Here is a 12462-nt window from a genome sequence, read left to right on the forward strand (position 1 = left end):
TTATTTAATATTGTTACAATAATACCTAGCGATAAAAAAACTTCAGTACCAAAGGGGGTAAAAAAGACAAAGGATATATGTTTTGTCCTCCGGGAAGACGCCAATATACCACTTAATTTCTCGATCTATTAATAAGATTTGCTGCAGAGTTGGAAGAAATCTTAATTAAGGTAGAGGCTACAATGTTCTCGAAGCAGATCGGAACATCCCCCAGCCGTTATATCCGTGCGCTTCGACTTCAGGAGGCGGAACGCCTGTTAAAGCAAGGGAATCTGTCAGTTGCAGATATTGCGCTGTCGTTCGGCGATGGAGACATTTATTCGTTTGCGAGGGCCTTTAAGCGAAGCATCGGCATGTCACCGTCCCATTACAGAGACAAGTATGTATTAATCGAGCAATCTTCGACAGATGGCTAAGGCGAAAAATAAATTATGAATATTTAGTGAATTTTTAGTGTTCGAAAGCTTCAATATGTTTTATAGTAAAAAGTAAATATATTTCAGTCAATGTCTCCCGCATCCTTGAATCGAATCGCATTACAGCAACTGCGATGAAAGCCCAAAAACAGGGGGTGTTATTCATAATTATCCATTTGTCTGAGAAAGACAAACACAGATGGAAGCAGAGCGGTCTTTTTAGACGGCTGAAGGCGATTGTAGATGATTGGGACCCATTAGGTTTATTGGCGCTAGGCGCGCCGAACGATGAATACGACTGCTTGACCGTACATATTGTCGAACTGTATGAAAGGCAGTTAGACATGCCGGAAATGGCGGAGCGATTGGAACAGTGCATGGAAGAGCATTTCGGAATTGGGCCGAGCATAATGGGGCCAGAGCGATTGCAGTTATGGCGGGAAGGAACCGCTTCGTTTTGTAAGCGCTTAGAATGGGAGCGGGAGATGTTGGCTGAGAATCAATGAGTATCAATGGAATGGTTAAAGCGCTTATCATTGAGCTGGTTCTACTCTTGAATAAGGGTATGAGCCAGCTCATTTTGTTGCAATCATGTAAGAGCGAGTGAAGAACAATTCATGACCTATATAAGTGGAAAATAAATGATTTTCCACGGTCGAAGCAAGCCCTATTGGAAAATATACAGTAGAATGTACGGATTGGGCGGCTAAACGGCATGTGGACTGTATTTGTCCAGTGGATCTGGCTGCTATTCAGCGATTACTGCTAAAGAGTGTCAAAGCACTGTATGAATTCCAATGGAATCTGCGATAAAGAGAGATACACTGCATTTTCATTGCACAAAATCCAATGCAGGATGAGACAAGGGGGATACGATCAAGCCCCTAGCCTTGCTTTATCTCTTCGAAGAGGAAATAGGCGGATAAATAGAGTCGAATACAATCAAATCTCGAAAGATTATAAGTTCAACTTATATAAATGAACTAAATTATAGCCAAGCGGGCTCAGAGAAATAGAGCCCGCTTGGATTGATAATCTTGCAGTATGTCAATCTCTCTTCGGCGCACTAGCGCATTAACCGCTTCATGATGTCTTTGCGGTTTTTGGCACCGGGGTAGCGGAAGGAAATGTCGAACCAGGTAGGCTGATACAGTACGCTCTTCTTGTGGCTGAACGCATCAAAGCTGTATTTCCCATGATAACTGCCGATGCCGCTCTCGCCGACGCCACCGAACGGGAGGTAAGGCGTCGCAATATGCATGAGCGTATCATTGATGCATCCGCCTCCGAAGGAAATGCGCTCCACCACCCGTTCCTCCAGCCTGCGGTCCTTCGTGAAGAGATAGAGCGCGAGCGGCTTCGGGCGTGCCAGAATGGCCAGCTCTGCCTCATCATACGAATCGTAGCTCAGGACAGGCAGAATCGGGCCGAAGATCTCCTCCTGCATCACAGGCATCTCCCACGTCACTTCAGTCAGAACGGTAGGCGCCATGCGGCGCTGCTCCTTGCTGATCTCACCGCCAAAGGCAATCCGGCCATCCTGTAAGAAGGGCTGAAGCCGTTCTATATGCCGCTCGCTCACGATGGAAGCATACTCTAGGCTCTGGAGCGGATCATTCCCGTAAAATCGCCGCACAGCCTGATTCAATTCGTGAACGAACTGGTCGCGCCGTGAGTGGTGGACATACACATAATCCGGCGCGACGCACGTCTGGCCGGCGTTGGTCCACTTGCCGAAGGCGATGCGTCTTGCTGCAAGCGCGATATCGGCATCTTCATGGACAATGCACGGACTCTTGCCGCCGAGCTCTAGCGTCACCGGGATAAGCCGCTTCGCCGCCGCATTCATGACGATCTTGCCGACATGGACGCTGCCGGTGAAGAAAATAAAATCAAACGGCAGGTCGAGCAGCTGCGTGCTCGTCTCTACCCCGCCTTCCAGCACAGTCACATGACGCGGATCGAACGTTTCCTTAATCAATCGCGCGAGGCAAGCGCTCGTGTGCGGCGTCAGCTCGGATGGCTTCACCACCGCTGTATTGCCGGCTGCAAGCGCACCGATAAGCGGTGCTATCGCCAATTGGAACGGATAGTTCCATGGCGCGATAATTAGCGTGCAGCCGTACGGCTCCGGCACGATCTTGCCGCGGCTTCCTATATGCGTCAGCGCCGCTTTGACCTTGCGCGGCTTCGCCCAGCGCCCAACCCGCTTCGCCGCGAGCCGTGCTTCCTCCAGGACGATGCCGATTTCGGTCATATAAGCTTCGGCCTCGCTCTTGCCCAAGTCCATGTGCAGCGCACGGACGATGTCGCCCTCCATGTGGGAGACAGCACTGTGCAGCGCTGTCAGTGCACGCCTGCGCATGGCAATGCCGCGCGTATTGCCTTCGTGGAAGTACGAGCGCTGAGAAGATAGTATATCCACCGGTATAGACATGAACGGAAGCCTCCTTTCAATAAAGTTGTGTATTCCAGTGAAAACTATTACTTTCCGGTGCTGAAAAGTTACTTTTTAAACACGCATTATGAGATCATTAAACCATATTATTCGGGCATTTGCATTGCTTTCCCCACTGATTCATAATAAAAGCAATGAGTGATAAAGCGGGGAATGATGGTGGACTCTCTGTCGAGAAGAAACGCAAATCAGCGTCCGGAACGGAGCCCGGGGCGGCGCCGCTTTCTGCGCAGGCTGCTTGGCGTCATGATCGGTGTTCCCGCCGCTGCGGCGGGTTATGCCCGATTCATTGAGCCGCTCATGCTGCGGCAACGAACGTTGCACCTTTCTTTGCCGCGGCTGCCGCAAGCTTTCAACGGTCTTACGGTTGCACATCTTACAGATATTCATTTTGGCCACCATATGAGCGCCGAGCGGCTGCAGCAAGTTGTCGACGACATTCAGGCGGCCGAACCGGACCTCATATGCCTGACGGGAGATTTAGTAGAGGACCGTGAAGTATCGGTCGCGCAAGCGATCCCGGTGCTGCGGCAATTGACGGCGCCACTTGGCAAATTCGCGGTGCTCGGCAATCATGATTATGAGCGCGGCATGGACTTGGCAAGCGAAGCCTTCGAGGCTTCTGGCTTTCAGGTGCTGAAGAATGAGAGTCACCTGATTGAACGTCACGGGGCTGTAGTAGCCGTTGCAGGGATCGATGATGCCCTCAAGGGCATACCTGATATGAACGCAGCTCTGCGCGGCATAGCTGCCGATACGTGCAGCATTCTGCTTGCTCACGAGCCGGATTGGGGCAAGGAATCGCTTAATTACCCGATCGATCTTCAGTTATCAGGACATAGCCATGGCGGACAGGTTCGGCTTCCTTTCTTTGGGCCGCTGCTGCTGCCTAGACTTGGAACACGCTATCCTGACGGCCTATATGAGTTGGAACGGACAGGGGGAGAAACGCGATCCCTATTTATTTATACGAGCCGCGGGATAGGGACGACCGTGCTTCCCATTCGCTTTTCCTGTCCGCCGGAGTGGACGATAATTACGTTATCAAAGAGCTAGTATCGGCATAAACCTTGCCAATGAAGCATAGCAAAGAAAATATGGATCGATAGCCAGCAACACGTTAGGACGTGTGTCAACCAATTACATTGCAGAAACGGTCTGAATAATAATAATTGCTACCTAGAGAGGAGACGATGCGAAATGCAGTCCATTGCCATCATTTCAGATATACATGGAAACATACAGGCGCTGGAAGCAGTGGTCACCGATATTAAGCGTCAAGGCGCTGATCGGATATATTGCCTAGGAGACCTGGTCGGCAAAGGACCGAATCCAGCAGAAGCGGTCGACCTCCTGTTCGAACATTGCGACGTGATCGTGCGGGGGAATTGGGACGATCTCGTCCTGCAAATCGAAGACGATGATCAATTCCGCTGGCATGCGGAGCAGCTCGGAAGCAAACGAATGGAGATGCTTAGCAAGCTGCCGTTCTCGCATGATTTCATTATGAGTGGCCGCCATATTCGGCTCGTTCACGCTTCGCCGCAAAGCGTCTATCATCGCGTTCAGCCATGGGATGATCTGGAGAAGCGTCTCGGCATGTTCGAATTTACATCTTCTTTAAGCGAGCCGCTGCATCCTTGCCAACCGCCGGATGTCGTTGTATACGGAGACATCCATAACGCTTACTTGCAGCACCTGCAGGGCCGGACGCTAGTCAATTGCGGCAGCGTAGGCAATCCGCTGGATATGACGCAAGCGTCATATATTATGCTGCAGGGCTATTGCGGGCAAGTGCATGCGAGTGAATTCTCCATTCATTTTCACCGTGTTCCATATGATATCGAACACGCCGTACGTGCGGCGGAAGAGGCTGGCATGCCTGGTCTTAAGCCATATGTGCGCGAGCTGCGCACCGGCGTATACCGAGGCTTGCAGAAGGCCGAGGAGTAGCTTGAAAGAGGTTGCTCTAATAGCGACCCTTTTGAATACGCAACGAAAGTTACTTTGCTCTTCCCAAGCGCTTATCATGGTGATACGATAGTATCCGTTGCTTTCATTACGGAGCGACTTCATTATGCAATAAGCGAACGGAAAGGTGGAGACATCAAGTGAAAGCGCAGCAGTGGTTCACTCATCCTGTCGGCATGACGGTCAGCGCCGTACTGGCCACATTATTGTGGGGAAGCGCCATGCCTGCCATCAAGATTGGGTACGAAGAGCTTGGCATTGCTTCGCAGGCGACGCATGAACAATGGGTGTTCGCGGGGTACCGCTTCCTTTTGGCTGGATTCATGCTCATGTTGTTCGCGGCATGTGTCAACCGTGCCGCTCGTCTGGGGAATCCGACGATACGACCCAAGCCGCGGCGTACAGGATGGCGTGTGGCACGCCTCGCCGTCATTCAGACTTTTTTGCAGTATTTATGTTTTTATATCGGCTTAAGTTTAAGTACGGGCATGAAGGGAGCTATCATTACGGGAGCAACCTGCTTCTTTCAAATGGTTGTAGCTCGTCTCATGGATGGCAACGAGAGCTTCACGCCAGGCAAGACGTTAGGCTTGTGCCTTGGATTCGCTGGCGTCATCATCGTCACGTTGAATCAGGGCGGAATGGCAATGTCGCTTGGTATCGGGGACGTATGTCTGATTCTGTCCGCATTGTTTGGCGGATGGGGCAACGTGCTGGCCCGCCATGAAGCTAGAGATTTTCCCGTATTATGGCTTACCGGACGACAAATGGCGCTCGGCGGCTTCGGACTGATCGTCATCGGAGCGTGGCGCGCTGGCTGGGCGCCTTTCCATTGGGATACCGCTTCGGTTATGCTGCTGTTATACTTGGCCTTCCTCTCGGCGGCGGGATTTAGTCTATGGAACATGGTCATGAAATATAACAGTGTGGGCAAAGTATCGATGTTCTTATTCCTTATTCCGGTATTTGGCGTCTTGCTGTCCGCGTGGCTGCTTGGCGAAGCGTGGAATGAGTGGACACTCGCAGCACTTGGACTTGTGGTGGCGGGAATTCTCGTCGTCAACCGATCGGCGGTTGCGAAGCAACGTGAGGTAACGATTCACCAAGCCGACAAAGCTTGTTAACATCAATTTAACGATTTGTTACACAACGGTAATATTCCTGTTAACGTCGGTTAATGTTGAGAGGGTATATTGGTAACAAGACCCCCTTTTGATGAATATATATATCCCTTGAGTCGGACCTGAACGCTTCAGGTCCTCTTTTTTTTATCGTTCACACCATACAAAAAGCCGCTCTAATCGAGCGGCACCTCATGCTTCTGCTTCTCTTTGTAATATACCCAGCGCGTGAACCCGATGTCCTTCAAGCGCGTACGGACTTCCTCCCATTCGTCGCCGACGCGGGAAGGGATATGCGCATCGGAGCCGAAGGTCACATCAACTCCGAAATGGAGCGCACGCTCCAATATTTCATCTGACGGATACCAACCGCCGCTCAGCTTCGTCTTGCCGGACGTGTTAATCTCAATGGCGACCTTGCATTCCGAGATGACCTTGAGCGTGTCGTCAATGACGTCCCATGCCTCGATCTCGGAGAACGCCGGATAATTGCCCTTCATCGCATCGATGTGGCCGAGAATGTGGAACATGCCGGATCGCGCGGAATCCTGGATGAGCTCGTAATAGACGCGCTTCTCGGCAACTTTCCGCTCCGTGGACAAGTTCTTCCACCGATTTTTATTGAATATGCTGACGCCGCTCGTATTGTGCACCGAGCCGATGATGTAGTCGAACGGGTAACGGGACAGCACTTCGCGATACAGCTCCGCATACTCCGGAAAGAAGTCGGATTCGATGCCTAGCAGCACATCGATACGTCCCGCATATTCCTGCTTCAATTGCAGAACTTCGTCCACATAGTTGCTGAGCTCGCCCTTTGCCATAGCAATATTGGGGAACGGCTGCTCTTCATCGCTGCCGAAATAAGGTGTATGGTCCGAAATGCCGATAACGTGCAGCCTATGCTTGATACCTGCTTCGATATAATCGCGAATGTTGCCATCAGCATGGCCGCAGCGAAAATGATGCGTATGCAAATCAAATTTCATAAATAACCTCCTATTCTGAACCGATGAATTGAGTTTCCGGCATGCCCTTCAAGTCACTTAAAAATTGCTGCATCGCCGAGTTTAAATATCGGCCTGTACGATACATGACCCCAACGGGATGGGCCGTTTCCAACTCATTAATATGTACGATTTGCAGCGATCCGCGACGCAACTCAGTGCTGACCGACAGCTTCGAGATGATAGCTGCGCCCAGGTTGAGCTCCACCATCCGCTTTACTTCTTCGCTGCTGGACAGTTCCATGACGATGTGTGGCTGAATGTTGTATTTGCGGAAGAGCTCGTCTGCAAATTTGCGTCCCAACGTGTCGGGTGACAGCACAATCAGAGGAATTTCCCGCAGCATTTCCACCGTGCCGTGCCTATGTTGAGCAAGGGGATGGTCCGGGCTTACTACTAGCTCGAACGTATCGTAGTAGAGCACGGAAGAGACTAAATTCGGGTTCTTTTCATTTAAATAGCCGATGCCGATATCGACCGTTCCGTTCTCGATATGGGCCATGACATGCGAGGAGGACATCGACAGAATCTTTGTCTTAATTAACGGAAATTGGTCCTGAAAATAGGAAAGCACCCGCGGAAGAATCTGAATCGCAATCGATGTCGTCGTACCTAACACAATATGGCCTTGAGGAATTTGATTCAAATCGGCGAGCTTCTGCTTCAAGTCATCGACAATATTTAAAATACGCGCTGCATGTTCAAGAAATACTTGACCGCTATCCGTTAAGGTGACCGGTTGGTTGCGGTCGATGAGCACCGTCTTGAACTCATCCTCCAAGCTCTTGATCTGCGCGGACACGGCGGGCTGCGTCAAATTAAGCAATTCCCCCGCCTTGCGGAAGCTCATTGTTTTGGAGATGGTGGTGAGCGTTTCCAATTGGCTTAAATTCATGAGGGCTCCTCCTATCCCATGCAATGATTTTTGTTGCGTTTACGATGCCTTAAAAGAATTTATCATTTTTATCGTAGTAATAAAATTGTTTTCTCAATATACTTCTGATTATAGAGGAAGCGGACTGTCTGAGCAAATGATTGCCAATTTATCTATGTTATATACAAGGAGATGCTGGATTGATTGCCGCCTATCGCAACCACTCTATCCGGTACAGTTTTGGTGGATGGGCCTCATTATGATGGTGCTGCTTCTGGCGTTCAGCGTGGACGGAATCAATGAGATTCTTCCCAATGCAGCCTACATTGATACGTTGTGCACTGAAGGCTGCAATGGATGAGAGCGTAATGTTTGATTATAAGGAGCAGGCAGCAAAGTTGAGTTCACAAAACTTAATATTTGAAACAGTTGACCCGCTGCCTCGCGATCACGCACAATGAGTGAAGACGTTCTCATGAGAATATTTATATCGTAGGTAGGGGGAGTGCGATGCGCACGAAGGAAGTTCGCAGTTGGATGATGTACGACTGGGCCAACTCCGCGTTCGCCACAACAATGTTGGCGGCGGTTCTGCCCATCTTCTATCAGACCGTGGCCGCATCGAATTTGCCGGCTCATCAAGCAACGAGTTACTGGGCGTTTACGCAGACGATCGGCATGATCCTCGTAGCGTTGCTGTCGCCGATTCTCGGCGCAATGGCCGATTTATCTCAGCGCAAAATGGCCTTTTTGCGCGTATTTGCATGGGCGGGCGCACTGGCGTGCACGCTGATGGTATTCGCTGGCGAGGGCGATTGGATATACGTATCGGCTTTATTCATCATTGCTACGTTGGGCTTCTCGGGAGGCAACACGTTCTATGATTCACTGCTGCCTGACATTGCTGCGCCGCATGAGCGGGATGAGGTATCCGCCAAAGGTTACATGTACGGATATATTGGCGGGGGCGTACTGCTAGCCATCAACATCGTCATGCTGGAAATGTGGGAACCGCTCGGGTTTTCAAGCAAAGTGGCCGCGACGCAGGCCGTGTTTTTGACCGTCGGTATTTGGTGGTTTTTCTTCTCCATGCCGCTGTTCAAAAATTTGCGTGATCCGGTTCGAACTGAACGTTGGCCAGTTGCGTATTATGCGAAGCGCGGCTTTGGACGTATTTTTCAGACCGTAAAGAGAATTAAGCATTATCCAGAACTGATTAAATACATTTTTGCCTTCTGGTTTTTTAATGACGGCATATCTACCATCATTGGCATGTCAGCTATTTATGGAGCTGAAATTGGAATTCAGACGAGTCATCTCATTATTGCGTTGCTCATTACACAGTTCGTCGGCATTCCGTTTACGTTCCTGTTCGCCAAGTTCGCTAACCGGCTTGGTTCGAAGCGTTCGCTCTATATTTCACTCAGCACCTATATCGTCATCGTGTTTCTCGGATATTTCATGACAACTGCGCTTCACTTCTACATTTTGGCGTTCATGGTCGGGATGGTTCAGGGAGGAAGCCAAGCCGTGTCCCGTTCTGTTTACAGTCAAATGGTGCCGCGCAGCCGAGCGACCGAATTTTTCGGTTTCTTAAGCTTATCGAGCAAAGTCTCGGCCTCAATTGGCCCGGCCGTGTTCGGAGCCGTCGGGTTGTTGACCGGCTCGACGCGGCTTGCCATTCTATCCATATTGCTTTTCTTTATTGTCGGTATCATGCTGCTTATTTTCGTCAACATCGAGAAGGGTCGCATGGAGGCGGACCGGGAAGAGGAGATGTGGACAACGTCGTCGGCATCGTCCAGCATGCCTTTGAAATAGAGCGGGAAATAGAAACATCACCCCTTATTGTTATCAACAACAATAAGGGGTGATGCAAGGGGCTTTTCAATAGCGCAGGAAGCAGGGTTAAGCTTGCTTGTTCAGCGAGCGGGTCACTAGCTTCACGATCTCCACAATTGGAACAATCGAGAGCGACGCCGCAATGACGACGATCCATTGCTCTGTATTCAACATGACGACATTGAATAAATCGTTCAAGCCCGGGATTACGACGACCACGATGACGAGCAGCGCGGAAATGAGGGCCGCATAGTTCATATATTTGTTCGAGAAAAATCCGATCTTGAACAACGAATGTTTATTGGAGCGCACATTGAACGCATGGGTAAGCTGGATTAAGCCCAACGTGGCGAACGCCATCGTGATCGCGACGTTCTCAGAATAATGCGTATGTCCCCAGTAATACGCAAATAGCGTAAGCGCTGCTTCCAGCAACCCTTGGTATACGATGCTGCTGCCAACCCCATCCGCAAAAATGCTTGTCGAGGCTTTGCGCGGCGGCCGCTTCATCATGTCGGATTCCGCTTGCTCAAAGCCGAGTGCAAGTGCAGGCAGTGTATCGGTTACTAAGTTAATCCACAAAATATGAATCGGGAACAGTATTTTCCAATTCAACAGCGTTGCAATGAAGAGCGTTACGACCTCACCCAAGTTGGCCGACAGCAAATATTGTATCGTCTTGCGGATATTGCTGTACACTTTCCGGCCCTCTTCCACGGCGACGACAATGGTCGAGAAGTTGTCGTCGGCCAGCACCATATCAGACACTCCTTTTGACACGTCCGTACCGGTAATCCCCATTCCAACCCCGATGTCTGATGTCTTCAACGCAGGCGCGTCGTTCACACCGTCACCGGTCATAGCGACAATCTTGCCCTTCTTCCTCCAAGCTTGAACGATGCGAACCTTATGTTCAGGCGATACCCGCGCATAGACGGAATACTCTGTCACTTTGTCTGCGAAATCCTTGTCGCTAATCTGATTCAGCTCGGTACCGGTCAGTACGCCGCTTTCGTCTTGGATAATGTCTAGTTCCTTGGCAATGGCGGCGGCTGTATCCCGGTGGTCACCCGTAATCATAACGGGACGAATACCCGCCATCTTGCAAATGCGCACCGCTTCCTTCACTTCTTCCCGCGGCGGATCGATCATGCCGACAAGACCGCTGAAGACAAGCCCTTGCTCCACCGCTTCGGTGGTCAACTCTTCCGGCAGCCGCTCTGCATCCTGATAGGCAAGTGCCAATACTCGCAACGCCTTGCTGGCCATTTCTTTATTCGCTGCGGCGATGTCATGGCGGTGTTCGCTCGTCATAGGCACAACAGTGCCATGAATGAAAATATGGCTGCAGCGTTCAAGCAGAACATCAGGCGCGCCCTTCGTCATGATTCGGTATGGGCTTGCCGCTTCAACATTTCGATGCGACGACATGTCATGAATCGTCGTCATCAATTTGCGCTCGGAGTCGAATGGAATTTCGGCTGTGCGCGGATAGTGCCGTTCGCCATCGCGCTTATCCAATCCCTTTGCCAGCGCGAAATCGACCAGTGCCGTTTCTGTCGGATCTCCGATGAAAGATACGTTGTTCTGCGTCCCGGCCGCATCACTTGCTCCTTCTGTAATTTTCGAATCGTTGCAGAGCGTCATCACTTGCAGGAACGACTCAGAACCCTCGACTTGCTGCAATGGTTCTTCCGCCGGGTGCAAGGCACCGTCCAGATAGACATGCTTGACGGTCATTTTGTTCTGCGTTAACGTACCTGTCTTGTCCGAGCATATAATTTCTGTGCTGCCGAGCGTTTCCACTGCCGGGAGCTTGCGGATAATTGCCTTGCGCTTCGCCATCTTCTGAACGCCCAGTGCCAGGATGATCGTAACGATCGCAGGCAAGCCTTCCGGTATGGCAGCTACCGCCAACGAAATAGAAGTGAGGAGCATCTCGAAAATTTCCCGTCCCTCGATCAATCCGACGACGAAGATGACAATGGCAACACCGATAATAATGAATGTGAAATATTTCCCCAGCTCGTTCAGCTTAGTCTGGAGCGGGGTAACCTCATCTTCCTCTTGCGAGATGTAGCCGGCGATTTTGCCGACCTCGGTCTCGGCTCCGGTCGCCGTGACGACGCCGATACCTCGCCCGTAGGACACATTGCTGCTCATATAGGCCATGTTCTTGCGATCCCCGATGACGAGATCGGCCTTGTCTAATGCTTCGACACCTTTTTCAACTGGAACGGATTCACCGGTTAAAGCCGCTTCTTCAATCTTAAGCGAGGCGGATTCGATAATCCGCAGATCCGCCGGCACGACATTGCCAGCTTCCAGCACGACAATATCGCCCGGTACGAGGTCTTCGGCTTTAATGTTCATCGCTTTGCCGTCGCGTACGACCTGGGCATACGGAGACGACATTTGCTTCAGTGCCGTCAGCGCTTGCTCGGCTTTATTCTCTTGAATAACCCCCAGCACCGCATTCAATATGACGACAACCAAAATGATGAGTGAATCTGTCCACTCGCCCAATAAGCCGGAAATAAGCGCCGCAATAAGCAGGATAATAATCATCACATCTTTGAATTGTTCCAGCAGCTTCGCGAAGATAGATTTCCCAGCCGCCTCCTGCAGTGCGTTCTTGCCGTAACGCCGCAGCCGATCTTCCGCTTCTGCTGCCGACAAGCCGTCTTTGCTCGTCTGCAAATGTGAAATGACCTGTTCGGCCGTTAAGGTGTGCAGCGGCTCGACAGGTTTCTTTGTATCGCTCTTCTCCATA

At 50.8% G+C, this 12462-nt stretch carries 11 protein-coding genes; 7 read left to right on the plus strand and 4 right to left on the minus strand.

Translation table 11 applies throughout. From position 1 onward, the window contains the following. The first annotated feature begins 149 nt into the window (after positions 1-149). Positions 150-416 carry a helix-turn-helix transcriptional regulator gene (locus tag M3650_RS10300; RefSeq protein ID WP_251574457.1) on the plus strand — a complete coding sequence of 89 codons (267 nt, stop codon included), beginning with the start codon at positions 150-152 and terminating at the stop codon, positions 414-416. A 134-nt stretch (positions 417-550) separates the two neighbouring features. Beyond that, positions 551-922: a hypothetical protein gene (locus M3650_RS10305; protein ID WP_083858941.1), complete on the plus strand. Its 372-nt coding sequence runs from the start codon at positions 551-553 to the stop codon at positions 920-922. A gap of 560 nt (positions 923-1482) precedes the next feature. On the opposite strand, the gene M3650_RS10310 is transcribed toward M3650_RS10305, so the two are convergent. Then, positions 1483-2853 carry an aldehyde dehydrogenase gene (locus M3650_RS10310; RefSeq protein WP_251574459.1) on the minus strand — a complete coding sequence of 457 codons (1371 nt, stop codon included), beginning with the start codon at positions 2851-2853 and terminating at the stop codon, positions 1483-1485. A gap of 174 nt (positions 2854-3027) precedes the next feature. Here M3650_RS10310 and M3650_RS10315 point away from each other — a divergent pair, with 174 nt between their 5' ends. The 3 genes from M3650_RS10315 (at position 3028) to M3650_RS10325 (ending at position 5969) form a co-directional block, all read left to right on the plus strand. Then, positions 3028-3930: a metallophosphoesterase gene (locus tag M3650_RS10315; protein WP_251574461.1), complete on the plus strand. Its 903-nt coding sequence runs from the start codon at positions 3028-3030 to the stop codon at positions 3928-3930. A 144-nt stretch (positions 3931-4074) separates the two neighbouring features. Beyond that, positions 4075-4827 (plus strand): metallophosphoesterase family protein, encoded by a 753-nt coding sequence (locus M3650_RS10320; protein ID WP_251574463.1) that lies wholly within the window; start codon positions 4075-4077, stop codon positions 4825-4827. Between the two features lie 158 nt (positions 4828-4985). Continuing rightward, complete coding sequence (locus tag M3650_RS10325) at positions 4986-5969, plus strand: DMT family transporter (RefSeq protein ID WP_019423700.1); 984 nt, start codon at positions 4986-4988, stop codon at positions 5967-5969. A 173-nt stretch (positions 5970-6142) separates the two neighbouring features. Here the strand turns inward: M3650_RS10325 and M3650_RS10330 are convergent, their stop codons facing one another. Both M3650_RS10330 and M3650_RS10335 read right to left on the minus strand, forming a co-directional pair. Further along, entirely contained in the window at positions 6143-6955 is an 813-nt protein-coding gene (locus M3650_RS10330; protein ID WP_251574465.1) for a histidinol-phosphatase, read from the minus strand. Positions 6956-6965: 10 nt separating this feature from the next. Beyond that, on the minus strand, positions 6966-7868 hold the full coding sequence (locus M3650_RS10335; protein ID WP_251574467.1) for a LysR family transcriptional regulator: 903 nt from the start codon (positions 7866-7868) through the stop codon (positions 6966-6968). Between the two features lie 154 nt (positions 7869-8022). On the opposite strand from M3650_RS10335, the gene M3650_RS10340 reads away from it, so the two are divergent. Next, positions 8023-8208 (plus strand): hypothetical protein, encoded by a 186-nt coding sequence (locus M3650_RS10340; protein WP_251574469.1) that lies wholly within the window; start codon positions 8023-8025, stop codon positions 8206-8208. A gap of 149 nt (positions 8209-8357) precedes the next feature. Then, positions 8358-9668 (plus strand): MFS transporter, encoded by a 1311-nt coding sequence (locus tag M3650_RS10345; protein WP_251574471.1) that lies wholly within the window; start codon positions 8358-8360, stop codon positions 9666-9668. A gap of 87 nt (positions 9669-9755) precedes the next feature. Here M3650_RS10345 and M3650_RS10350 read toward each other — a convergent pair whose 3' ends face one another. Continuing rightward, entirely contained in the window at positions 9756-12461 is a 2706-nt protein-coding gene (locus M3650_RS10350) for a calcium-translocating P-type ATPase, SERCA-type (protein ID WP_251574473.1), read from the minus strand. Between the last annotated feature and the right edge of the window lies 1 nt (position 12462).

The sequence above is a fragment of the Paenibacillus sp. MER TA 81-3 genome, assembly GCF_023713585.1.
GTDB lineage: Bacteria > Bacillota > Bacilli > Paenibacillales > Paenibacillaceae > Paenibacillus_B > Paenibacillus_B profundus.